General features: G+C 69.5%; 19 protein-coding genes. 11 read left to right on the forward strand and 8 right to left on the reverse strand.

Translation table 11 applies throughout. From position 1 onward, the window contains the following. Nucleotides 1-10: 10 nt before the first annotated feature. A complete protein-coding gene (locus OG558_RS16555) occupies nt 11-577 on the reverse strand; it encodes a hypothetical protein (protein ID WP_329484074.1) in 567 nt (188 codons plus the stop codon). A 275-nt stretch (nt 578-852) separates the two neighbouring features. Between OG558_RS16555 and OG558_RS16560 the strand changes: the two genes are divergently transcribed. The 3 genes from OG558_RS16560 to ispF are packed head-to-tail and all read left to right on the forward strand — an operon-like array spanning nt 853 to nt 2561. Continuing rightward, nucleotides 853-1338 (forward strand): CarD family transcriptional regulator, encoded by a 486-nt coding sequence (locus OG558_RS16560; protein ID WP_012918679.1) that lies wholly within the window; start codon nt 853-855, stop codon nt 1336-1338. 60 nt (nt 1339-1398) lie between these two features. Then, a complete protein-coding gene (gene ispD / locus OG558_RS16565) occupies nt 1399-2094 on the forward strand; it encodes a 2-C-methyl-D-erythritol 4-phosphate cytidylyltransferase (protein WP_405071057.1) in 696 nt (231 codons plus the stop codon). Beyond that, nucleotides 2091-2561: a 2-C-methyl-D-erythritol 2,4-cyclodiphosphate synthase gene (gene ispF / locus OG558_RS16570; protein WP_405071058.1), complete on the forward strand. Its 471-nt coding sequence runs from the start codon at nt 2091-2093 to the stop codon at nt 2559-2561. Before ispD ends, ispF begins: the two co-directional genes overlap by 4 nt. Here ispF and OG558_RS16575 read toward each other — a convergent pair. Next, nucleotides 2555-3538 carry a nitrilase family protein gene (locus tag OG558_RS16575; protein WP_405071059.1) on the reverse strand — a complete coding sequence of 328 codons (984 nt, stop codon included), beginning with the start codon at nt 3536-3538 and terminating at the stop codon, nt 2555-2557. The two genes, ispF and OG558_RS16575, sit on opposite strands and share 7 nt — an antisense overlap. 70 nt (nt 3539-3608) lie before the next feature. Between OG558_RS16575 and OG558_RS16580 the strand changes: the two genes are divergently transcribed. Further along, nucleotides 3609-4484 (forward strand): LysR family transcriptional regulator, encoded by an 876-nt coding sequence (locus OG558_RS16580; protein WP_405071060.1) that lies wholly within the window; start codon nt 3609-3611, stop codon nt 4482-4484. On the opposite strand, the gene OG558_RS16585 is transcribed toward OG558_RS16580, so the two are convergent. Both OG558_RS16585 and OG558_RS16590 read right to left on the reverse strand, forming a co-directional pair. Beyond that, nucleotides 4481-5845 carry a M1 family metallopeptidase gene (locus OG558_RS16585; protein WP_405071061.1) on the reverse strand — a complete coding sequence of 455 codons (1365 nt, stop codon included), beginning with the start codon at nt 5843-5845 and terminating at the stop codon, nt 4481-4483. The genes OG558_RS16580 and OG558_RS16585 overlap by 4 nt on opposite strands. Then, a complete protein-coding gene (locus tag OG558_RS16590) occupies nt 5845-9783 on the reverse strand; it encodes a Pls/PosA family non-ribosomal peptide synthetase (protein WP_405071062.1) in 3939 nt (1312 codons plus the stop codon). The genes OG558_RS16585 and OG558_RS16590 overlap by 1 nt, the downstream gene beginning before the upstream one ends. A 242-nt stretch (nt 9784-10025) precedes the next feature. On the opposite strand from OG558_RS16590, the gene OG558_RS16595 reads away from it, so the two are divergent. The 3 genes from OG558_RS16595 to OG558_RS16605 are packed head-to-tail and all read left to right on the forward strand — an operon-like array spanning nt 10026 to nt 12599. Further along, nucleotides 10026-10973: an ATP-binding cassette domain-containing protein gene (locus OG558_RS16595; RefSeq protein WP_405071063.1), complete on the forward strand. Its 948-nt coding sequence runs from the start codon at nt 10026-10028 to the stop codon at nt 10971-10973. After that, nucleotides 10970-11713: an ABC transporter permease gene (locus OG558_RS16600; RefSeq protein WP_405071064.1), complete on the forward strand. Its 744-nt coding sequence runs from the start codon at nt 10970-10972 to the stop codon at nt 11711-11713. The genes OG558_RS16595 and OG558_RS16600 overlap by 4 nt, the downstream gene beginning before the upstream one ends. A gap of 49 nt (nt 11714-11762) precedes the next feature. Continuing rightward, on the forward strand, nt 11763-12599 hold the full coding sequence (locus OG558_RS16605) for a DUF4097 family beta strand repeat-containing protein (protein ID WP_405071065.1): 837 nt from the start codon (nt 11763-11765) through the stop codon (nt 12597-12599). Between the two features lie 3 nt (nt 12600-12602). On the opposite strand, the gene OG558_RS16610 is transcribed toward OG558_RS16605, so the two are convergent. Further along, nucleotides 12603-15734 (reverse strand): BTAD domain-containing putative transcriptional regulator, encoded by a 3132-nt coding sequence (locus tag OG558_RS16610; protein ID WP_405071066.1) that lies wholly within the window; start codon nt 15732-15734, stop codon nt 12603-12605. A gap of 42 nt (nt 15735-15776) precedes the next feature. Further along, a complete protein-coding gene (locus tag OG558_RS16615; protein WP_405071067.1) occupies nt 15777-16457 on the reverse strand; it encodes a class I SAM-dependent methyltransferase in 681 nt (226 codons plus the stop codon). A gap of 229 nt (nt 16458-16686) precedes the next feature. On the opposite strand from OG558_RS16615, the gene OG558_RS16620 reads away from it, so the two are divergent. The 3 genes from OG558_RS16620 to crcB are packed head-to-tail and all read left to right on the forward strand — an operon-like array spanning nt 16687 to nt 17902. Next, complete coding sequence (locus OG558_RS16620; RefSeq protein ID WP_329484085.1) at nt 16687-17175, forward strand: CrcB family protein; 489 nt, start codon at nt 16687-16689, stop codon at nt 17173-17175. Further along, complete coding sequence (locus OG558_RS16625) at nt 17172-17537, forward strand: DUF190 domain-containing protein (RefSeq protein ID WP_329484086.1); 366 nt, start codon at nt 17172-17174, stop codon at nt 17535-17537. The genes OG558_RS16620 and OG558_RS16625 overlap by 4 nt, the downstream gene beginning before the upstream one ends. Further along, nucleotides 17534-17902 carry a fluoride efflux transporter CrcB gene (gene crcB / locus OG558_RS16630; RefSeq protein ID WP_405071068.1) on the forward strand — a complete coding sequence of 123 codons (369 nt, stop codon included), beginning with the start codon at nt 17534-17536 and terminating at the stop codon, nt 17900-17902. The genes OG558_RS16625 and crcB overlap by 4 nt, the downstream gene beginning before the upstream one ends. A gap of 539 nt (nt 17903-18441) precedes the next feature. On the opposite strand, the gene OG558_RS16635 is transcribed toward crcB, so the two are convergent. Beyond that, the gene (locus OG558_RS16635; protein WP_405071069.1) at nt 18442-19566 is read right to left on the reverse strand and encodes a neutral zinc metallopeptidase; all 1125 of its coding nucleotides are present in this window, start codon (nt 19564-19566) and stop codon (nt 18442-18444) included. A gap of 75 nt (nt 19567-19641) precedes the next feature. Between OG558_RS16635 and OG558_RS16640 the strand changes: the two genes are divergently transcribed. Continuing rightward, a complete protein-coding gene (locus tag OG558_RS16640; RefSeq protein ID WP_405071070.1) occupies nt 19642-21339 on the forward strand; it encodes a DUF2207 domain-containing protein in 1698 nt (565 codons plus the stop codon). 7 nt (nt 21340-21346) lie between these two features. Here OG558_RS16640 and OG558_RS16645 read toward each other — a convergent pair whose 3' ends face one another. Next, nucleotides 21347-22399: a neutral zinc metallopeptidase gene (locus OG558_RS16645; RefSeq protein WP_405071071.1), complete on the reverse strand. Its 1053-nt coding sequence runs from the start codon at nt 22397-22399 to the stop codon at nt 21347-21349. Nucleotides 22400-23106 lie beyond the last annotated feature (707 nt).

Below are 23106 nucleotides of genomic sequence, written 5' to 3' on the forward strand. Positions count from 1 at the left end.
TGCTGGACGGCTACTGCTGGCCCAGGGGGCCCGGTGAGTAGTAGTCGTCGCTCAGCACCGGGATGTAGGTGGTGATCGGCGCCGCCTTGCCGAAGGTGATGGTCACGTTGACCACCTGGCCCGGCTTGCCGCCGGTGACCGTGATCGGGTCGCCGCTCGCCTCGCCGCTGTCGGTCTCCGTACCGGTCGCCGGCGGCAGCAGCGTCGACGTCCCGGCCTTCAGGTCCAGGGGCGTCTTGATCTCGCTGAACGTGACGTCGGCGGGCTGGTCGCCGCCGGCCTGGCCGTCCGGCGTGCCGGCCGGGGCCTGCGCGATCTTGACCAGGGTGTCGTCCTCGATGCCGTCGTTGACGATGACGGTGTGCAGTTCGCCCTTGCCGTCCACGTCCGCCAGCACCAGCATGTTCCGGACGTGCAGCGAGCCGGAGTCGGCGTTGCTGCCCTCGGCCGCCTGGTACGGCTTCTGGGTCTGCGCACCGAAGCTCGCGCTGCACGCCGCCAGCGCGATACTGAGAGTGGCGGCGGCACCCGCCAGCGCGGTACGCCGGACGGACCGCGAGGACAACGAGATCGGCACTGGAATCCCTCTCCTACAAGCTGTTCGACGCCGTCAGGCAGCCGCCTCCGGCGCACCAAAGCGTAGCCCGCACCCCGCCCGGACCCGACGGCGGGAGGGGTCTCACCGGGTGTCACGGAGGTCCCGGAGTGGTGTCCTGGGCAACAGTTCGCGCACGGACGAGGCACGGCTGAGAGCGTTTGTCAACCCGAGAAGTGGCCTCTGACCAGCGCAAACGTCCCGACCGGACCACCGACCGCGTGGTAGGATAGGACTCGGAAAGGGGCACGTGACATATGACTTTCACAGTCGGCGAGACGGTTGTTTACCCCAACCATGGTGCGGCCGTCATCGAGGACATCGAGACCCGTCAGATCAAAGGTGAGGACAAGACCTATCTGGTCTTGAGGATCGTCGCTCAGAACGACCTGGTCGTCCGGGTCCCCGCGTGCAACCTCGATCTTGTCGGCGTGCGTGACGTCGTGGATCAGGCCGGTCTGGAGCGCGTCTTCGACGTGCTGCGGGCGCCGCACACGGAGGAGCCGACCAACTGGTCGCGTCGTTACAAGGCGAACCTGGAGAAGCTGCACTCCGGTGACGTGATGAAGGTGGCGGAGGTCGTTCGCGACCTGTGGCGCCGTGAGCGTGACCGTGGTCTGTCCGCCGGTGAGAAGCGGATGCTGGCGAAGGCTCGCCAGATTCTCGTCTCCGAGCTGGCCCTGGCCGAACACACCAACGAGGACAAGGCGGAGGCCATCCTCGACGAGGTCCTCGCCTCCTGATCAGCACCACGATCAGGTCGAGTCGGAACACGTGATCCTGCCGTCCTGCCCGGAGTTCGCATGAGCACCGCGGCGATCATTCCGGCGGCCGGGCTCGGGTTACGGCTCGGTGGTGAGACACCCAAAGCGTTTCGAGAGGTCGGTGGCGAATCGCTGCTGGTCCACGCGGTCCGTGGACTGAAGGCAGCGACCGCCGCCGACCTCAGCTGTTTCGTGGTCGCCGTCCCGCCGGGCACCGAAGAGGCCGTCGGCAAGGAACTCGAGCCGTACGCCGGTGACGCCCGGCTGCTCGTGGTCCCGGGCGGCGCCGAGCGGGCCGACTCGGTCCGGACGGCCCTCGACGTGGTCCCGGTCGACGGGATCGACTGCATCCTGGTGCACGACGCGGCGCGCGCCTTCGTCCCGGTCGAGGTGATCGAGCGGGTCGTCGCGGCGGTCCGTGGTGGAGCCCAGGCCGTCGTGCCGGTGGTGCCGGTGACCGACACGATCAAGCGGGTCGCGCCGACGGGTGAAGTGGTCGACACACCCGACCGGTCGTCGCTGGTCGCCGTGCAGACGCCACAGGGGTTCGATCCCGCCGTACTGCGCCGTGCGCATGCCGCCGGCGTGGTCGGGGCGACCGACGACGCGATGCTGTGTGAGCGGCTCGGAGTCACCGTGATGACGGTCGAGGGGTCGCCGGACGCGTTCAAGGTGACGCGACCGCAGGACCTGCTGCTGGCCGAGGCGTTGCTGGCGGAGAGGCGGCTGGCGTGAAGGTCCCACGGGTCGGGAACGGCATCGACGTACACCCGCTGGAGGAAGGCCGCCCAATGTGGCTGGCCGGTCTGCACTGGCCGGATGAGGCTTCCGGGCTTTCGGGCCACTCGGACGGGGATGCGGCAGCGCACGCGATCTGCACCGCGTTGCTGGGTGCGGCGCGGTTGGGTGACCTGGGGTCGAACTTCGGCACCGCGGAGCCTGAGTGGGCCGGTGCCGCCGGAGTCGCGCTCCTGGCGGAGGCGGCTCGGCGGGTGCGGGCCGCGGGATTCGAGATCGGCAACGTCTCGGTCCAGATCGTCTGCAACCGGCCGCGGATCGGTGCCCGCCGGCAGGAGGCGGAGAAGGTGCTCAGCGCGGCCTGCGATGCCGAGGTGTCGGTCAGCGCCGCAACCACCGACGGCCTGGGGTTCACCGGCCGTGGCGAGGGCATCGCGGCGATCGCGACCGCCCTGATCTACTGACGCTCCGGTCCCGGCAAGCTGACAGGATCCGTCGAGAAGCGTGCGGCCCTCGGGTCCAGCTCGTCTCCCATGACCTGCGTGAGGAGGCCGTAGAGCTCGGGTCTGCGGCCGCGGAGCCAGCGGCGACCGGTTGCCATCGGCACCAGCTCGAGGTCCAGGTCGGCGACCACCACGGCCTCGTCGGGCACCGGCGTCTCGGCGACGATCCGGCCGTACGGATCGAGGATCATCGCGTTCCCGGTGCGGAGCTCGTCGTCGTCCCGGCCGACGCCGTTGCTGAACAGGACGAACAGGCCGTTGTCGTGGGCCCGCGCCGGCAGCCACCGCATCAGCCAGCCCCGCCCGCTCGGCCCGTCGAAGGCCACCCGGACGGCCTCCGGATCCTGCCCCCGGCGATCCCAGACCTCCTGCGGGATCGGCTTCATGCCGTGCGGGCTGCGGGAGTTCGTCCCACCGGTCTGGTGCGGCGCGAGCAGGACGGTTGCGCCGAGCAACGTCGTGATTCGGACGTTCTCCACCAGGTTGTTGTCCCAGCAGATCAGCACCCCGGCCCGGAACCCCCACGGCGTGTCGAACACCGTGTACGACGACCCGCTCGCGATCGCCTCGTGCTCGAACGCGTGCAGCTTCCGGTGGACGTGGACCTCGCCGGTCGGCAGGCACACGGCGTAGGCGTTGAAGAGCTTGCCGTCGGCATCCTCGAGGAACCCGGCACCGATCCCGGCGTCCAGTTCCTTGGCCAGGGCGAGGACGCGGCTGACCAGCGGCCCGTCGGCCGGCTCGGCCAGCTCGTGCAGCCGCTCGGCGGTGTGCCGGCGCAGGTGCCAGTAGCCGAGCAGACACAGCTCGGGGAACACGACCAGCCGGGCGCCGTCGGCGACCGCCTGCCGGGCCAGCCGTTCGACCGTGGCGAGATTGATCGCGGGCTGATCGCGAGTCGGTTCGAACTGGACGACGGCGGCGCGGAAGGCTGTCATACGACCATCGAAACGCCCGGGCATCGATGACGTCCAATAGCCGTTCGGTACGATTCCATATCCTGGGGTTATGGATCTCCGTTTGCTCCGGGCGTTCGTCACCGTCGCCAGGCTGCGGAACTTCGGTGCCGCGGCCGACGAGTTGTCGACCAGTCAGCCGGCCCTGACCAAGCAGATCCAGGTGCTGGAGCGTCGGGTCGGTTCGGTGCTGTTCAGCCGGGGCCGGCATGGTGCCCGGCTGACCCCGGCCGGTGAGCTGCTGCTTCCTGACGCTCTGGAGTTGCTGGACCGATCCGAGGCGTTCGAGCGGCGGGCTGCACAGGTCGCGTCGGGTGCCGAGGGCTCCCTGGCGATCGGGTTCGGGTTGTCCGGGATCGAGCTCGCGCCGCGGGCGGTCGCGCTGTTCCGCAGCCGCTGGCCCGGCGTCACGATCTCACTCGAGGACATGTCGTCGGTTGTCCAGTGCGAGCGGCTGCTGGCCGGCAGTCTCCAGATCGGCTTCGTCCGGCTCCCCGTCCCGGCCGGCCTCGAACACCTTCGGTTACGAAGAGACCGGTTGACCCTCGCGGTCCCGGCGAGCGCGGACGTCCCGCGCGACCTGGTCAGCTGGATCGACGCGCGCCCGCTGGTCCGCCTCACCCCGGCTCGCGGGCCCGGCCTGACCGCGCAGATCAACAGCCTGTACGCCGAACTCGGTTGCCACCCGCAAATACTTCAGGAGGCCGGCGACCTGCAGACCGTCCTGGCCCTGACCGCCGCCGGTGCCGGGCCCGCCGTCGTACCGCAATCCGCCGAGCGCATCGCGCCGCCCGAGATCCGCCTGATCCCGCTGCCCGGCCGCGCCGCCACCTGGTGGACCGGCGCCGCCTGGGCCACCAGAACGCCCCTCACCGAACGCTTCCTGAAGGCCGCCGCCGAGGTGGCCCGCACACCGGCAGACGGCTAGCGCAGCCGGGTCCGGGGTAGTGGCGGCAGATCGTAGGTGTCCAGCCAGGCGGCGAAGAGGTGGCGCAGGGCCTCCTCGTCGTGGCTGAAGGTGGAGGCGAGGGCGATGAATTCGGCGGTGGTCACCGAGCCGTGGCGGTAGGTCTTGGTCCAGGCGCGGAGGAGATCGAAGAAGGCCTCGTCGCCGAGGTGGCGGCGGAGGACGTGCAGGGTGATCGCACCGCGCTTGTACAGGCGGTCGTCGAACATCAGCTCCGGGCCCGGATCCGACAGCATCAGGTCCCGCGGGAGGCCCCGCAGCCGGGCGTGAGCCTTGGCCGCCTGCTGCTCCGCGGTCAGGCCGCGGGACTCCTCCGACCACAACCACTCGGCGTAGCAGGCGAAACCCTCGTTCAGCCAGATGTGCTGCCAGCTCGACGGGGTCAGGCTGTTGCCGAACCACTGATGCGCGAGCTCGTGCGCGACCAGCCGCTCCGAGCTCCGACGGCCGTCCACATGGTTGCTGCCGAAGATCGAGATGCCCTGCGCCTCGAGCGGAATCTCCAGGTCGTCGTCCGTCACCACGACCGTGTAGCCGCCGAACGGATACGGCCCGAACAACCGGCAGAACAGCTTCATCATGTCCTGCTGCCGGCCGAAGTCCGTCTTGAAGTCGCGGATCTGGGCCCCCGGCAACACCGCCCGGGTCGGCACCGGCGACGCGGCCAGGTCGACCACGTCGTACCGGCCGATCTGGACTGTCGCCAGGTACGTCGCCATCGGCGCGGCCTGGTCGAAGACCCACGTGGTCCGGCTGGCCTTCACCCGCCGCGACACCAGCCGTCCGTTCGCCACCACCTGGTACGGCGAATCGGTGGTGACCGCGATCCGGTAGTGCGCCTTGTCGCCGGGGTGGTCGTTGCACGGGAACCAGGTGGCCGCGCCACTCGGCTGACTGGCGACGATCACGCCCTCGGTGAGTTCCTCCCAGCCGAGCTCGCCCCACGGACTGTCCTCGGGCTTCGGGTTGCCGGCGTACTGGACCTCGACGGTGAACTCGGCGCCGTCCATGATCGTCGCGGCCGGGGTGACGTGCAGCTTGCCCTGGCGGTGCACATACCGCTGCGGCCGCCGGCCGTTCACCGACACCTTCGACACCCGGAGGCCGGTCAGGTCGAAGCTGACCCGGGAGAGTGCCTCGGTGGCGAAGGCGGTGATCGTCGCCTTGCCGCTCAGGCGGTTGCTGCTGACCCGGTAGTCCAGGTCCAGCTCGTACGACTCGACCTTGTAGCCGCCGTTGCCGTGGGTGGGCACGTAGCGGTCGCCGGCCGTCGTCGCTCCCGGCTGCCCGTTGCCCAGCTGTCGTTTGAGCGGGCCAACCATCAGCCCTGCCAGGGAGCGATCGGGTTCCCAGCCCAGCGCGTCCCGGCCGGCACTCCTTCACCACGCATCACGAGAGACACCGGGCCGATGGTAGCTCCTGCCCCGACGCTGGCGGCGGGCAGGACGATGCCATGGGGCCCGAGGGTTGCTCCTGGTCCGAAGGTGACTGTGCTCATGGAGAGAACTCGATCATGAAAAAGGTGCGTCTGCAGCACGCAGCCGCGATTCACCGTGGCGCCATCGCCGAGGGTGACCAGATCGGCCTCGGGTAACCAGTACGTCTCGCACCAGACACCCTTGCCGATCTTGGCCCCGAGGGACCGCAGCCACAGGTTGAGGAACGGCGTCCCGGCAACGGTGTTCGCGAACCACGGAGCCGCGACCAGTTCGACGAAGCTGTCGACGACCTCGTTGCGCCAGACGAACGAGCTCCAGAGCGGGTACTCGACCGCGCGGGTCTTGCCGACGATCAGCCACTTGGCGACCGTCGCCATCCCGCCCGCGACCGTGCCGGCGGCGAGGATCACGGCACCCGACAGCACCACGGTCCACCACGGCCCGATCCAGATGTCGAGCGCCTGGAACCCGAACAGTACGCCGAGCGCGATCAGGACCGTGCACATCATCGGGACGAACCGGCACAGCTCGACCAGCGCCCGGGCGATCTTGAGCTTGAACGGCGGGTTGAAGGTCCGGCTCTGGTCGCCCTCGACCGCCTGCCGCCGGAGCTTCACCGGTGGCGAACCGAGCCACGACGTACCGGCCTTGGACTTCTTCGGGGCCGCCGACAGCACCGCGACCAGGCCGTTCTTGGGCACCGACCGGCCGGGCGCGGCCATGCCGGAGTTACCGAGGAAGGCGCGCTTGCCGACCTTCGCGCCGGCCACGTGCAGCCAGCCGCCACCCAGCTCGTACGACGCGATCATCGTGTCGTCGGCCAGGAACGCGCCCTCGCCGACGGTCGTCATCTTCGGCAGCAGCAGGACCGTCGACGCCTCGACGTCGCGGCCGATCTTCGCGCCGAGGGCCCGTAGCCACCAGGGCGTGAGCAGGCTCGCGTACAGCGGGAACAGCAGAGTCCGCGCGGTGTCCAGCAGCCGCTCGGTCGCCCACACCTGCCACCCGATCCGGCTGCGGACCGGGTAGTGACCGGGTTTGATGCCGATCCCGAGCAGGCGGACGCCGATCAGTGTCAGGACGGCGACCGTCACGAACCCGACGAGGGTCATCAGCGGGATCGCGCCCAGCGCCCTGAGTGCGGCTGCCTGGAGCGTCTCGGTGCCTTCGATCGCGTCGCCGAGTACGACGAGTGCGACGAGTGCCGCGGCCACCGGGATCAGCGACATGACGGCGGACTGAACGCCGTACGCGAGGACCCACCAGGGGGCGCGGGCGGGCCGGTGGTCCGGCCACGGGTGGCGGGCGCGGCCGACGCGGGTCGCGGGCGAGCCGGACCAGCGCTCGTTCGGGGGGACCTTGCCGGAGACGGCCGAGCCGGCCGCGATCTCGGCCTTCCGGCCGATCTCGGCGCCGGGCAGCAGCGTGCTCCGGGAACCGACCACGGCCTCCGCGCCGACAGTCACCGGGCCGACGTGCAGCCGGTCGCCGTCGATCCAGTAGCCGGCCAGGTCGACCTCGGGCTCGATCGATGCGCCCCGGCCCATCGTGAACATGCCGGTCACCGGCGGCAGCGTGTGCAGGTCGACGCCGGGGCCGACCTTCGCGCCGAGCGCGCGGGCGTAGTACGCGATCCAGGGGGCGCCGGCCAGGTTGGCGGCACCGGCGGCATCCGAGAGGTTCTCGGCGGCCCACAGCCGGACGTGCTCCGTGCCGCCGCGCGGGTAGGTGCCGGGTTTCAGGTTGCGGAGGAGGATGCGCGCGCCGACGACGGCGATGCCCATTCGGCCGGCAGGAGTGATCAGGAGCAGCCAGCCGGCCAGGATCCACCACCACGAGACCGTCCTGGCCCACGGCAGCGGGCCGACCAGCTCGGCGAGCACGTTGTTCAGCGTGAACAGGTAGACAAGCCAGCGAACGCCGACGACTGTCTGCAGGACGAGCGTGAGCGCTGTCTGCAGGAGCTGCGTGCTCTTCGGCGTCGGCCGGATCTCCCGGATCTCGACCGGCACGTACGCCTGTGGTTGTGACTCGTCGAGCCGGTCCGCGAGCGCGCCGAGGCGCGGGTACTCGTAGATGTCGCCGACGGTCACGTCCGGATACCGCTCGCGCAGTACCGACACCAGCTGGGCGGCGGCCAGGCTGCCGCCGCCGTGCAGGAAGAAGTCGTTGTCCGGGCCGGTGACCGTCGCGCCGAGGACTTTCGTCCAGCGCTCGGCCAGCCAGCCCTCGGTCCCACTGAGCTCGGCCGCGGGGCCGTCGCCGTCCATCCCGGGCAGCGGCCAGGGCAGCGCGTTGCGGTCGACCTTGCCGGACGTCCTGGTCGGCAGCGTGTCGACGACGGCCAGCAGGGGGACGAGTGCCGCGGGCAGTTCCTCGCGCAGTCTCGCGGTCGCCTTGGCCTGGTCGAACGCGGCCGGGTCTTCGGGTACGACGTACCCGACCAGCAACTGGTTACCGGCGGCGCTGTTGCGGACCGCGGCGGCGGCGCCGGAGATCTGGGGCAGGGCCTGGAGTGCGGCGTCGACCTCGCCGAGCTCGATCCGGCGGCCACCGAGCTTGACCTGCTCGTCGGCGCGGCCCTGGAACAGGAGGCCCTTGGGGTCGTTGCGGACCAGGTCGCCGCTGCGGTACGCGCGCTCCCAGCCGAGGCTCGGCATCGGGGCGAACTTCTCGGCGTCCTTGGCCGGGTCGAGGTACCGGGCCAGGCCGACGCCGCCGATGATCAGCTCGCCGATCTCGTCCTCCTGCACTTCGTTGCCCGCAGCATCGACCACGGCCAGATCCCAGCCGTCCAAGGGGAGACCGATCCGGACCGGGCCCTCGCCGGTCAGCTGGGCGCCGCAGGCGACGACTGTGGCCTCGGTCGGGCCGTACGTGTTCCAGACCTCGCGGCCGTCGACCGCGAGCCGTTCGGCGAGCTCGGGTGGGCACGCCTCGCCGCCGAAGATCAGCAGCCGGACCTGGTCGAGCGCGTCGGCCGGCCAGAGCGCCGCCAGCGTCGGCACGGTCGAGACGATAGTGATGCCTTGGGCAACCAACCACGGTCCGAGGTCCATACCGGTCCGCACCAGCGAGCGCGGCGCCGGCACCAGGCACGCGCCATGCCGCCAGGCGAGCCACATCTCCTCACAGGACGCGTCGAACGCGACGGACAGGCCCGCGAGCACCCGGTCATCCGCCCCGATCGGCTCCTGCTGGAGGAACAGCCGCGCCTCCGCATCCACGAACGCCGCGGCCGACCGGTGGGTGACGGCGACGCCTTTGGGTACGCCGGTCGAGCCCGAGGTGAAGATGATCCACGCGTCGTCGGTCGGCTCCGGACCGCCGTGGGCTCTGGGTGCGTCCGTCGTACCGGAGGAGTCCATCCGGGCGCTGTACGGGTAGTCGAAGTAGCCGTCGGCGTTGTCGTTGTCGTCGCTGGGGATCGGCGCGGGCTGCGGGCGGGTGAGAGTGAGCTCGAGGTCGTCGCCGACCGTAGCCGCGACATCGGCCTCGCCGAACACCAGCTCCGCCCGCTCGTCCGGGTCGTCGGCGTCCACCGGGACGTACGCCGCCCCGGCCTGCATCGTCCCGAGGATCGCGACGTACAGATCGTTGTGCCCCGACGAGATCCGCACTCCGACCCGGTCGCCCGGCCCGATCCCGGCCTCGGTGAGACGCGCGGCGAACTTGGTCGTCTGGTTCAGCAGTTCGCGATAAGTCAGACTGACGTGACCGTCGTCCAGCGCAGGCTCATCGGCGTACTTCGTCGCCGTCTCCTGCAACACATCCACCAGCGTCCGCGCGGGTGGCGCCAGGTCACCACGTCGCAACGTCACGGCCGGATCTTACGCCGCCCAGTTACCAGATAGATAACCCCAAGCAAAGCCTTCGTACGCCGTCGCACACTTGGTGAAACCCCAACGAAACCTGGCGATCGCGGGTAACCAACTGTCGGCCGACTGTGGGTGTTTGTTTCCGCGCGGCGTGGATCGGTCTTGGTGAGGCGGCTGCCGTCGCGTCAGGTGCGGTGTCAGGAGCGTGTCAGGGCGGTGGCTGGTGGGGCGCCGAAGGTAGTCACATGACTAGTTCAGCGATCGCGGCCTCGGGGCTGCGCAAGGCGTATAAGGACAAGGTCGTGCTCGACGGCATCGACCTGGAGGTCGCGGCCGGTACGGTCTTCTCCCTGCTCGGCCCGAACGGCGCGGGCAAGACGACGACGGTCAACGTGCTGACCACGTTGATGAAGGCCGACGGCGGCACGGTCCGCGTCGCCGGTCATGACGTGGCCACCGAGACCAAGGCCGTCCGCGCGGCGATCGGCGTCACCGGCCAGTTCGCGGCGGTGGACGAGCTGCTGACCGGCCAGGAGAACCTGCAGCTGATGGCGGATCTCAAGCGCATCGAGTCCGCCGAGGGCAAGCGCATCGTCGCGGAGTTGCTCGAGCGGTTCGACCTGACGGAGTCGGCGCAGAAGATGGTGGCGACGTACTCCGGCGGTATGCGCCGGAAGCTGGATCTGGCGATGACCCTGGTCGGCAAGCCCCGGATCATCTTCCTGGACGAGCCGACGACGGGACTGGACCCGCGCAGCCGGCGGACGATGTGGGACATCATCCGCCAGCTGGTGGCCGAGGGCGTCACCATCTTCCTGACCACTCAGTACCTGGACGAAGCCGATCGGCTCGCGGACCGGATCGCGGTGCTCGACCAGGGCAAGCTGGTCGCCCAGGGCACGCCCGCCGAGCTCAAGCGCCTGATCGGCGGCAGCCATGTCCGGCTCCGGTTCGCCGGCGACGCCGAACTCGACGCCGCGCAGCAGGTTCTGACCGACTCGACGCGGGACGCCGAGGACGACCTGACCTTGCGGATCCCCAGTGACGGCCGGGCGAAATCGGTCCGGGAGCTGCTGGACCAGCTCGATGCCCACTCGATCGACGTCGAGGAGTTCTCGGTGCACACACCGGACCTCGACGACGTCTTCCTCTCCCTGACCGGCCGTACCAACCCGAAAGTGAACGCATCATGAGTAACTCGACGACCATGCTCGGTCGCAACTTCAAGCACACTGTCCGGAACCCGGTCGCGGTGTTCAACGCGATCCTGCTCCCGATCGTGCTCCTGCTGATGTTCGTCTTCGTGATCGGCGGCGCGTTCGACGTCGGTGAGAAGTACATCGACTATGCGACGCCGGGCATGATCATCCTGGCGATCTGCTACGGACTGAGCGCGACCGCGACGGCCGTGAACACCGACATGACCAAGGGGATCATCAACCGGTTCAAGGTGATGGACATCTCCCGCAGCGCCGTACTGGTCGCGCACGTCGCCGAGACCCTGTTGCGCAGCCTGATCGCCGTCGCGGCCATCATCGGTGTCGCGTTCGCGGTGGGATTCCGGCCGGACGCGAGTTTCGCCGATTGGCTCGGTGCGATCGGTCTGATCGTGCTGGTCTCGTTCGCGACCAGCTGGATCACGGTCGCGCTGGGACTGTTCGCCAAGACCCCGGAATCGGCGGGGATGGCGTGCGTGCCGCTGATCATGCTGCCGTTCCTGAGCAGTGCGATCGTGCCGGCCGCAACGATGGGCGCCGGCGTCCGGCAGTTCGCGGAGTACCAGCCCTTCACCCCGATCATCGAGACCCTGCGCGGTCTGCTGGCCGGCGAACCGGCCTCGACGAGCAGCGCGGTCCAGGCCATCGTCTGGTGTGTCGGGATCGCCGCGATCGGGTTCGTGTGGTCGCTCTCCACCTTCAAGAAGCGCGCCTGACCAACCGGGGCGGTCGAGCCCACCAAGACGACGTACGAGGAGAGTTGTCATGCCTACATTCGCCACGCCGGGGCCTATCACCGCCACCGTTCAGGTCGCCGGTGCCCGGGTGCGGGTCACCGCGACCGACCGGACCGAAACCGTGGTGCTGGTCGAACCCATCGACGCGGCGAGCCGGTCGGACGTCAAGGTGGCCGGCAAGACCAAGGTCGAGTTCACCGACGGCCAGCTGTCGGTGAAGACGACCGCCGCCGGCAGCAAGAATGGTTCGGTCGCCATCACGATCGACCTGCCCACCGGGTCCAACCTGCTCGCCTACCTGGCGTACTCGAACGTTCAGGCTGACGGATCGTTCGGCGAATGCGAGCTGCACATGGCATCGGGCCGGGTCGAGCTGGATCGCATCGACGCCCTGCACGCGAACATCTCCTCCGGCGAGGTGGTGGTCGGCCACATCGCCGGGCCCGCCGAGATCGAAGGGGGTGCGTCCGAGGTACGGATCGGCGAGGTCGAGGGCAGCGTCGGGATCTCGAGCTCGGGCGGCCGGGCCTGGATCGGCCACGCCGCGGCCGACCTCGAGCTGAGCAGTGCCAGCGGTGGATTCAACATCGACCGCGCCGACGGCAGCGTCACCGCCAAGACGGCCAGCGGTGCCATTCGGATCGGCCGGATGACCCACGGTCAGGCGAAGCTGATGAACGCCTCCGGAAACATCGAGGTCGGCATCAGCGAGGGCGCCGCGGCCTCCGTCGACGTGGACAGCGAGCGAGGAGCGGTGCACAACTTCGTCTCGTCGCAGGGCGACGCCGGCCCGTCCGACGACAAGGTCATGGTGCACGCCCGTACGCGGCACGGCGACATCATCATTCAGCGCGCGGCGAGCTGAGCCTCACGAAGCGAGCGCGGCCTCGACCAGGTCGGACCAGCTCGCCTCCGCACCCTCCTGCGTCACCTCGGCGAACCGTGCCGCGCCGAGGTGACTTCGTGCGTCCCGCTCGATCCTGGCCACATCCGGGTTGGAGCGATCCGGCAGTCCGCGGAGTCCGTCGCCGGCCGCGAGCAACCGCGCCGCCTGTTCGTACTGGTCGAGGCGAACGGCGAGATCCGCGATCCCGACCACTACCTGGGCGGTCAAGGGTGGGTGGCCCGCCTCGGACGCCGCTTGCCAGGCGGCCACGCGATGGGTACGGGCGTCCCGGACATCGTCGGCCAGGTAGCCGAGCATGTCTTCTATCCCGGCCCGGATGCTCGCCTGCTTCGCGTCGTCGCCCAGGTAGTTGGTAGCGACGGCGAGTTGGCGGCGGGCCTCCTCGGCGTTGCCGCCCCAGCGAGCGAGCTCCGCCTTCGTCAGGGCCAGGTCGACCAGTACGTACGTCCAAGTGACGCCTTCGGCGCACTTCTCCGCCTCGGCGATGGCGGCCGCGCTCGCCTCCTGATCGCCGTTCCGCCAGTACTGCAGGGCCTGCAGGGTCCGCAGCCGGATGACATCCTCGATCGCGCCGACCTCGGTGACGACGGTGATCGCCTGTTCGTAGTACTCGGAGGCACCGGCGAGTTCGCCACGCATGGCCAGTTGGCCCGCCAGCTCGGAGAGGGCCAGCGACATCCCGAACCGTTCGCCGAGCGTCCGGAACTCCGCGAGCGCCATCTCCATATGGGCCTCGACCTCCGGACCGCTCTCGCCGAGCACAGTTCGCATCTTGCCGACCTGCCAGCGGGCCAGAGCGCGTACCCACGGGTCGACGCTGTCCAGCAACGACTCGAACGCCGGCACGACGGACTCAGGGTCCTCCAGCAGGCGTTCGAGCGGGATCACCAGATCCAGCAGCGGGTTGTGGTGCTCGGATTGCTGACTGAATCGATACGCCTTGTGGATCCACTCCACGCCCTGCTGCTCGCCGCCCCGCCCCGACGTCACGAAGAGCACCACCAGCGCGTACGTCATGGCCCGAACCTCATCGGTCACCTCGCCGGGAACCTCGGTGGCCGCGATCATCAGCTCGATGCCTTCGCCCCGGCGCCCGCTGAGCCACCAGTACCAGCCGGTGGCCGCCGCGAGCCGCATCGCCGCCGGTGCGTCGCCGGCCGCGATCGCCGCCCGCAGCGCGGCACTGATGTTGTCGTGTTCGGCCTCGAGCGTGGCGATCCAGTCCAGTTGCTCGGCGCGACGCAGATGTGGCTCCGCGGTCTCGGCGAACTCGGTGAAGTAGGAGAGATGCGCCTGCCGGGCCAGGTCCGATTCCCCGGCTTCCGCGAGCCGATCCGCGGCGTACTCCTTGATCGTGCCGAGCATCCGGTACCGCGGCGCGCCGTCGCCATCCGTGACCAGCAGCGACTTCTCGACCAGCGAGGTGAGCAACTCCAGCACCTCGTCAGACTCGACGTCGGCGCCGACGCAGACCTGCTCGGCCGCCTCCAAGCTCGCGCCGCCCGAGAACACCGACAGCCGGCGTAGCACCAGCCGCTCGGCATCGGTGAGCAACTCCCAGCTCCAATCGACCACCGCGCGCAGCGTCCTGTGCCGCGGCAGTGCGGTCCGGCTGCCGCTGGTCAGCAGACGGAACCGGTCGTCGAGCCGGTTGGCGAGCTGATCGATCGACATGGTGCGCAACCTGGCCGCAGCCAGCTCGATCGCCAGTGGCATCCCGTCCAGCGCCCGGCAGATGCGCGCCATCGTCGCCAACGTGTGCTCGTCGGCCGCGAGGTCCCTGCGCACCGCGTCCGCCCGGTCCCGCAGCAACCGGACGGCCGCAGAGGACGCGATCTCGCCGGCGCCGGCGTCGCTGGGCAAGGCCAGCGGCTCGACCAGCCAGAGCGCCTCGCCGGTGATGCCGAGCGGTTCCCGGCTCGTCGCCAGGATCCGCAGCAGTCGGCACTCTCCGAGGACTCGATCGGCGAACTGAGCCGCCGCCTCGATCACGTGCTCACAGTTGTCCAGGATCAGCAGCGCCTCCCGCTCGCGGATCGCGGCGATCAGCCCGTCCACCAGGTCCGTGCCCGGTCCCGAGCCGAGTAGCGCATCCCGGAGCCCGAGCCCGGTGAGCGTCGCCTGCGCGACGTCACCGTCGGCGCCGATCGCGGCGAGCTCCACCAGCCAGACCCCGTCCGGCAGGTCGCCGAGCAGCGTACGCGCGGTCTCCGTGGCCAGCCTGGTCTTGCCCGAGCCGCCCGGTCCGACCAGCGTGGTCAGCCGATGCTCCGCGATCAGCTCGCGGACCACGGCGACGTCAGCGTCCCGCCCGACGAAACTCGTCAGCTCGGCCCGCACGTTGGTCTTCCGGTTCTCCTCCCGGCGTCCCAACTCGCCCCGCAACAACGCGACATGCAAGGCCGACAACTCCGGCGAGGGGTCAACGCCAAGGGCCTCCGCGAGAGCCTCCCTCGTGCGCTCATAGGTGAGCAGGGCCTCGGAATCGCGACCGGCCGCCACCAGGGCACGCATCAGCGCGGCCACCAGCGGTTCGCGCAGCGGATGCGCGGCTACCGCGTCGGTCAGTTCCCCGACCACCTCCGCGCCATGGCCGAGGCTCACCTCTGCTTCGAACCGATCCTCCATCGCGGTCAGGTGCAGCCCCTCGAGCCGCGTCACCGCCGACTCGAATGCTTCGCTGTCCTCCAGCCCGACATCCTGCATCGCCGCTCCGCGCCACAAAGCGAGGGCCTCGCGCAACAGCCGAAGGCGCCCGGAACCCTCCTCCTGGCGAGCCTGAGCGAAGAGACGCTCGAACCGCAGGGCGTCGACAGTGTCGGCGCTCACCGCCAACCGGTAGCCGCCCGTCTGGCCCTCGATCACCCCTGGCAGCACCTTCCGCAGCCGGGAAGCCAAGCGCTGCAGGGCATTCGCGGCATCAGCCGGCGGACGCTCACCCCAAATCCAGTCGACAAGCGTCGCCTTCGACACGACGCGGCCCGGCTCGAGCGCCAGGGCGATCAACAGCGCGCGCAACCGAGCACCCGGCACGTCGGCCAGGCTGCCGTCGTCCGCGCGTACCTCAAATGACCCAAGGACCCCGATCTGCACCCGGAGATTCTCCCACGCCAGCTGGCCCCACCCGACCCATGGCTAGCGCTTCTCGGCGCGTAGGGCCAGGACCCAGGGGACCGGGTCGGTGCGTGGCTCCACGGTTCGGGTGATCGTCAGGCCCGCCGCGGTGAACGAGTTGAGTAGGTCGGCGAGCGGCAGGTGTCGCATGCCGAGGCGGTGGCGGATACCGCCCTCGCCCCACCAGGGTGCGGGCGGATGCCAGCCGACAGCGCGGTACGTCGGGTGGACGACGCGCCCGCCATCGACGCGGCCTTCGGTGTGTGGACCGTTGAAGCACGGGTGGACCCCGTAGTACGCCAGCACTCCGCTCGGACACAGTACGCGGGCGGCCTCACGTAGTACGGCAGCGAAGTCATCGACGTCGGTGGAGAGCCAGAGGGCGGCGACAGTGGAGAAGACTGCGTCGGCGAACGGCAGTGTGGCGGCGTCGGCTTGGACCAGCGCCTCGCCGCGGGCGGTACGTGGCCGGGCGAGCCGCAGCTGGTCTGCGGAGTACTCGAGCCCGATGACGGTGCGTCCGGTGGTACGCAGGGTCTGGAGATTCTGTCCGGTCCCGCAGCCGAGGTCCAAACACAGTCCGCCTCCCGGGCCCAGCAGCTCCAGCAGTGGGTCACGGTTGTCGTCAGCGGCGGCCGCGTTGTGCTCGTCGTACCAGTCCGCGAGGCCGTCGTACCGTGCCGGCTTCGGCCCGGGTGTCATGGCAAAGGTCCTCCCTGTCGCGGCGCGCTTCGAGGATCTCATCGTGGACCTGACTCGACCCCGGGGCGTGCCGGCGGTGGCAGCGGTTAGGCTTGGTGGTGTATGACCGGCGGTGGGGCTCGCCGGCCCCGAACCGTCACCCGATCGCGGGATGGCCAACAGTCCCTACCTGTCCGACCCCGTGGCGCGCCTGTCGCGGGGTACTTGTCCAGGTAGGAGGCATCACCCGGTGCAGCAACGCGAGCAGACCGATCCGGCTCCGCAGGAACCCATCGATCCCGACGTCGACCTGCATCTCGCCCGCCCCACCCGGCATCTGGCGACCGACGCCGCCGTACTCGCGGTCATCGCCGTCGGCGGCGCGATCGGTGCGACCGCGCGCTACCTGATCGGCCTGGCCTGGCCGACTCCTGCGGGCGGCTTCCCTTGGGCCACGTTGGTGATCAACATCGCCGGCAGCGCGCTGATCGGTGTCCTGATGGTGCTGGTCACCGATGTGTGGACCCGGCAACGGTACCTGCGCCCGTTCCTCGGCACCGGGATCCTGGGCGGCTTCACCACGTTCTCCACCTACACCCTCGACATCCAGCGCCTGATCGCCGACCGGCACCCCGGCACGGCGCTGATCTATCTCGCCAGTACTGCGGCCGCGGCGCTGATCGCGGTCTGGGCGACAGCCAGCGCGACGCGAAGCCTGATCCACCGGAGGCAGCGATGAGACTCACCGGCACCGCTCTTCGACTCACCATCATGATCGGCGAGTCCGACCGCTGGCACCACAAGCCCCTGTCGACCGAGATCGTGCACCGCGCCCACAAGGCCGGACTGGCCGGCGCCACCGTGCTGCACGGCGTCGAAGGCTTCGGCGCGTCCAACCGCATCCACACCACGCGTCTGCTCAGCCTGTCCGAGGATCTGCCCGTGGTGATCGTCATCGTCGACACCCACGACCGCATCCACGCTTTCCTGCCCCAACTGGACGAACTGGTCACCGAGGGCCTGGTGATCCTCGACGACTGCGAAGTCATCCGGTACGCCGGACGTGACGCCGCCCCGGACTCCAAGGGGGAGTCGCGGTGAACCTGCTCCTGGTGATTGCCGGGGCCGTTGTCGGGGCGCCGCTGCGCTATCTCACCGACCGCGCGGTCCAAGCCCGTCACGACACCGTCTTCCCGTGGGGGACGTTCACGGTCAACATCGTCGGCTCGCTGATCCTCGGAGTGGTCGCCGGTACTGCGACGACGTCGAGTGTGCCGCATTCGTTGCAACTGCTGGTCGGCACCGGGTTCTGCGGTGCGCTGACCACCTACTCCACCTTCTCCTACGAGACATTGCGGCTGATCGAGCAGGACGCGAAGTTCTTCGCCGCCGCAAACGTTGCCGCCAGCATCATCGCTGGACTCGGCGGCGCGTTCCTCGGCGCCGCAATCGGCCAGACGATCTGACCCCGGTTCTTCCGCATGGGTTTCAGGGGAGGGCCGGCCCGCGTGCGCATGTGATGGGTTGACGTCCCATGTGGTGGGTTGTCGTCCCGGATTCCAGGGCGCCAACCCACCATCTCGGACGTCAACCCACCACATGGGTCGCTCGGGACACATCCGCGCCGACACACAGCGCCGGGCGGGGACCGGAACCGGTGGGCTGGGACAGGTCGTGGTGGGTTGGGACGGGTCGTGGTGGGCTGGGATCGGTCGCGGTGGCCGGGACCGTTGGGCTGGGACCCGTGGTGGTGGGTTGGGACAAGGAATTGCCTGTCTCGGCCCACCACGACCTGTCCCAGGTCATCAGACGGTGAACCCCGCACCTGGCCGCCAGGGTCGGCTCAGGGGTGGTGGTCAGGCCGGACTACCAGCCTTGCTCGCGGCACTAGCCGCCAACCGCACCCACTCGCTACTACCGCTGCCAGCCTCTTGATCGCGAGACGATGCGCTCGGGCTGATCGTTTGCAGGTCGTGCTCGCCCATGTCCCCGATCAGGCGTTCGGTTACTTCACCAGGTCGGCTGATACCGCGAAGGTGTTGCAGGCCTTGTCGGCGCCGATGTTGAAGCCGTTCTGGATCCAGAAGCCCTGGCTGGTCGCCAAGCCGTGCGTACGCTCGTCCTCCGGGGTGTCGGGCGTTTCACCGAAGCTGTTGCTCGACTGCTCCTTGAACTCGGCCAGCCGGTTGGTCAGCGGGTACGACTTCTCGACCGCCTTGCTGAACACACCACCGAAGCAGGACGCCTGCAGCTCGTTGCGACGTGAGCTCTCGAGCTCCTGATCCGGATGGTCCTGCAGATAGACGGCACGGGCATAGAACAGCCCACTGACGCCTTGCACGTGGTGGCCGTACTCATGCGCGATCGTCATCAGGTAGGCCAGATCCTGCTGCGGCCCGAACGCCCGGTTCATCTGCTTGACGTCGGTGTACATGACCTGGTTGCCGTAGCAGTAGAACGCGAGCACCCGGCCGGACAGCGGCTCGAAGCGGCCGCACGGTGTCGTCACCGGCTTGTCGAACACGACCAGACCAGGGTCCGGCTTGTCCTGGCCGAGCTCCTTGAAGATCGGCCGCCACGCGTCGTTCAGGCACTTGAAGAGCTTCTGGTAGTAAACCTTCTGCGCCGCCAGGCTGCCGTCACGCAGGTTCGCGGCCGGGCAGTTCTGCTCGGCCAGCGGACCGGTGCGATAGATGTCGGCGTTCAGCAGGTAGTCCTCCGCCGTACCCTTCTGCGGGTTGCTGGTCGGCGTCGGCACGATCGACGGACCGGTCACCTTGGGCTGGGCGGTGTTGTCGTCGCTCTTGCCCAGCAGGCTGCCGAGCACCGCCACCGACACCGCGATGAACATCAGCAGCACGAACGCCAGCACGATCAGCCGGACCGGACCGCGCCGGCGACGCGGTGGCTGGAACCCGTTGAACTGCCCCGGATCGCCGTAGTACGGCTGTGCCCACTGCCCCGGGTACTGCTGGCCCGGGTACGGCGCTCGCTGCTGCATCGGACCGGGGCCAGTGGAGTACGGCCCCTGCGGCGGCCATGGCGCGGACTGTGGCGGCGGCAGCACACCGGGAGGCGGTCCGGGCGGACTGTCCTGGAGACGGCCACCGTAGCCGTACGGACTGCTCACAGGTCTGGCCTCCTGCGCCGTGATCGGGTTCGGTCGGGTTCGCTGGGCGAACCGGCACGAGACTACTCTCGACCCATGTCACTGAAGCGCCGCCTCCTTCCGGCTGCCCTGCTGATGTCCCTGACCGCCCCGCTGTCCGCGCTGTTCGTTGCCCTGGGCACGTTGCCCGCGCAGGCCGCCGACGACCAGATCACGGCGTACTCGGCCGACGCGACGCTGACCAAGGACGGCACGCTGCAGGTGAAGGAGACGGTCGACCTGACCGCCGGCGGTACGACGTTCAGCCGGACGCTGGCCACCCGGGTCCGGTCCGACGCCGAGCGGGACCGCACCTACAGCCTGAGTGACGTGTCGGCGACCGTGAACGGTCAACCGGCCCAGGGGTTGAACAACGAGAGCACCGACGACGGTCGCAAGCTCACCGTGAACGTGTCCGGCCAGTCGAAGATCGTCTACAGCTACACCGTCGACAACGTGGTGGCCGACTCGACCGAGGGCCGCGAGGTGAGCTGGCCGGTCGTGCAGGGCTTCGGGGTGTCGATCCCGAAGGCCGAGCTCAGCGTCAACATCCCGTTCGCCACCTGGGTCACCTGTTTCGCCGGCCGGGTCGGCTCGAGCATGCCGTGTACGTCGTCGCAACTGGCCGAGTCGGCCGGGTTGCAGATCGAGCAGAACGGCGTACCCGCGGGTGGCCGGGTGACGTTCCTGACCGGACTGAGCGACCAGGCGACCGTGCAGCCGAACGCGCAGTTCGAGACCCGCTGGACGCTCGGTCGGGCGTTCACTGCCGACTCCAGCACGATCGGCCTGGCGGTGATCGTGTTCGGCATCGGACTGCTCGGATCTGTGGCCCTGTGGTTCTTCCGCGGTCGTGATGCCGCCAGGGTCGGCGAGGGCACGCCCGAGCGGCCGGTGCTGAACGGCTCTGACGGTCCGCAGTTCGCCGCACCGGACGGGATCCGGCCGGGCCAGGTCGGCACGGTCGTGGACGAGACGGCCGACGTCGTCGACATCACCGCGACCCTGCTGGACCTTGCCGTCCGCAACTATCTGACGATCGTCGAGGTGCCGCGGGGGTCGCACTTCGGCAAGCTGGACTGGGAGTTGCACCGGCTCCACCAAGGCGGCCCCGAGTTGTTGCCCTACGAGAAGGCTTTGCTGGACGCGGTCTTCGCGGAAGGCGACTCGGTAGTCGTGTCCAACCTCGGCCCGTCGCTGCGGCCGCGCCTCAACCTGGTCCGCGAGCAGCTGTACGCCGATGTGGTGACGCAGGGCTGGTTCACCACCCGTCCGGACGCCGTCCGGAACCGCTGGACCACTGCGGGGGTGGTGCTGCTCGGTGCTGGCGTCGTACTGACCGTCGTGCTCGCGATCGTGAGCAAGTTCGGCCTGGTCGGCTTCGCGGTGATGGCGGCGGGTCTGGTGCTCGCACTGATCGGTCAGGTCGCACCGGCACGCACTGCGCGCGGAGCCGCCGTACTGGGTCGAGTGGCCGGCCTGCAGCAGTACCTGGTCGACGAGACGTCGGCGGACCTGCCGCAGAGCCACCGCCTCGAGTTCGCGTCCCGCTGCCTTCCGTACGCCGCTGTGCTCGGACTGACCGAGAAATGGGCGCTGGAGATCGCGGCGACCGATGACGACGACGACCCGGACGCCGGCATCGGCTGGTACTCCGGCCCGGACAACTGGCACCTGTCCGACATCGGTGAGTCGCTCAGCAACTTCGTCACCGCGTTCGGCGGCACGCTGACCACAGCGCGCCGCCTGTTCTGAACGCGGGCTAGTTCACTCGGACGTCAGCTGCGGTGAACGTGTTGCAGGCGTCGGGCTTCTTGTTGTTGTAGCCGGCGATCGACCACTGGTAGTTGCTGACCCGGTTGCCGTGGTCGTGGATGCGCGGCCGGGCGTAGTCGTCGCCGGTGTGGGAGATCAGGAACTTCCAGTTCAGCAGCAGCGGGTCACGCATCGGCGTGAAAGCCGCGTTGGCGCCGAGGTAGGCAGCGCCCAGGCAGGTCGCCTGCAGTTCGCGCCGGCGGCTCTCCTGCAGCTTCTGGTTCGGCGTCATCTTCTGCTGCCGCGTCACCGACGCCCCGAGGATGCCGGCCAGGTTCTGCACATGGTGGCCGTACTCGTGCGCGAACGTGTTCAGCATGATCGCGCGCGCGTACATCGGGTTCGACTGGTAGTACCGCAGGTCCACCGCGAACGGCAGGTAGATGGTCTGGTTCGCACCGCAGTACGCCGCTCGCACGCTGCGCTGGATGCCACACGGGGAGGGCAGCTTGCCGGCGTACACGACCGCCTTCGGGGCGCGGAACGGCAGACCGCCCTTCTTCATCGCCAGCGACCAGGTGCGGTTGAGGCACGGCAGCAGACGGTTGTAGTAGTTCTTCGCGGCGGTGAAGTTCGTCGGCGCGATCAGCGGCTCCGCGCACTTCGAGGCCGCGATCGGGCCGATGCTGTAGAGCTTGCTGGCCATCACGACCTCGTCGACCGTCGGGCCGGGTGGCCTCGTCGGGGTCGGTGCACTGGACGCTGACTCGGAGGGCGACTCGGACGGGGACTCCGAGGCCGGGGCCGACGGGGTGCCCGTCGTTTGGGGGGCGTCGTTGCCGGTGTTGCGGACGAGCAGTGTGACGCCGGTGCCGACGACCAGGACGGCGAGCACCACCAGGCCGATCAGGAGAAGGCGCGGAGTCCGCGTCGGTTTGCGCCTGCGCCCGCCGGGCGGCTGGGGGATCGGGATCGGCGGGTACTGCCAGTTCGGCGCCTGTTGCACCGGCTGGCCCATCGGGCCGAGCTGGTTGCCGGACGAAGCCGCGTGCCGGGGCATGCGCTGCTGCTGTGGTTGCTGTGGCGGCAGGGCGTTGCTCCACGGCGAGGCTGATTGCTGAGGCGCCGACTGCGGCGAGCCCCACAGGTATGAGCCCTCGGAGTACGGTCCGGACTGCTCGGGATTGAACTGGGACGGAGCCGAGTGCCAAGCACTGGACTGCGACTGGTCCGTGCCGGGCTGCTGCGGCGGCCGTGACTGCCCCGGCCGACCCGGACCGGACTGCTGCGGGCCAGCCTGCTGCGGGCCGGTCTGCTGCGTCCACCCGGACTGAGCTCCACCAGCAGGCGGACCGGACTGCTGCGTCCATCCGGACTGAGCTGGACCTGATTGCTGACCGGACTGCTGCGGACCAGACTGCTGCGCTGGACCGGACTGAGCTGGGCCGAACTGGGCTGAGCCGGACTGGGCTGGGCTCGACTGCGACGTCGGACCGGAGCGCGGCGGCCCCGACTGCTGGGCGGGGCCAGGCTGCGGCCCTCGACCGGACTGGGATGACGGGCCGGACTGGGGTGACGGACCGGACTGCTCGGGCGGGCCCGGCTGTGGGCCCCAACCGGGCCGTGGACCAGCCTGCTGGGGTGGGGTCGGGCGGGACTGTTCGGGGCTGGTCTGCCACGACGACGGCTCGTCGGGGTTCTCCGGGCGGCGGTTCGCCCAGCCCTCGCCGAACCACTTGTTCGGCGGACGTTCACCCTGCGCCGGGT

The organism is Kribbella sp. NBC_01510 (genome assembly GCF_045040325.1).
Classification (GTDB): Bacteria; Actinomycetota; Actinomycetes; order Propionibacteriales; family Kribbellaceae; genus Kribbella.

Bases quoted from the DNA above. Each gene is read 5' to 3' on its own strand.
- OG558_RS16560 (WP_012918679.1), top strand. From the start codon at position 853: ATGACTTTCACAGTCGGCGAGACGGTTGTTTACCCCAACCATGGTGCG.
- ispD (WP_405071057.1), top strand. From the start codon at position 1,399: ATGAGCACCGCGGCGATCATTCCGGCGGCCGGGCTCGGGTTACGGCTC.
- OG558_RS16575 (WP_405071059.1), bottom strand. From the start codon at position 3,538: ATGACAGCCTTCCGCGCCGCCGTCGTCCAGTTCGAACCGACTCGCGAT.
- OG558_RS16580 (WP_405071060.1), top strand. From the start codon at position 3,609: ATGGATCTCCGTTTGCTCCGGGCGTTCGTCACCGTCGCCAGGCTGCGG.
- OG558_RS16585 (WP_405071061.1), bottom strand. From the start codon at position 5,845: ATGGTTGGCCCGCTCAAACGACAGCTGGGCAACGGGCAGCCGGGAGCG.
- OG558_RS16595 (WP_405071063.1), top strand. From the start codon at position 10,026: ATGACTAGTTCAGCGATCGCGGCCTCGGGGCTGCGCAAGGCGTATAAG.
- OG558_RS16600 (WP_405071064.1), top strand. From the start codon at position 10,970: ATGAGTAACTCGACGACCATGCTCGGTCGCAACTTCAAGCACACTGTC.
- OG558_RS16605 (WP_405071065.1), top strand. From the start codon at position 11,763: ATGCCTACATTCGCCACGCCGGGGCCTATCACCGCCACCGTTCAGGTC.
- OG558_RS16615 (WP_405071067.1), bottom strand. From the start codon at position 16,457: ATGACACCCGGGCCGAAGCCGGCACGGTACGACGGCCTCGCGGACTGG.
- OG558_RS16625 (WP_329484086.1), top strand. From the start codon at position 17,172: ATGAGACTCACCGGCACCGCTCTTCGACTCACCATCATGATCGGCGAG.
- OG558_RS16640 (WP_405071070.1), top strand. From the start codon at position 19,642: ATGTCACTGAAGCGCCGCCTCCTTCCGGCTGCCCTGCTGATGTCCCTG.
- OG558_RS16645 (WP_405071071.1), bottom strand. From the start codon at position 22,399: ATGCCCCGGCACGCGGCTTCGTCCGGCAACCAGCTCGGCCCGATGGGC.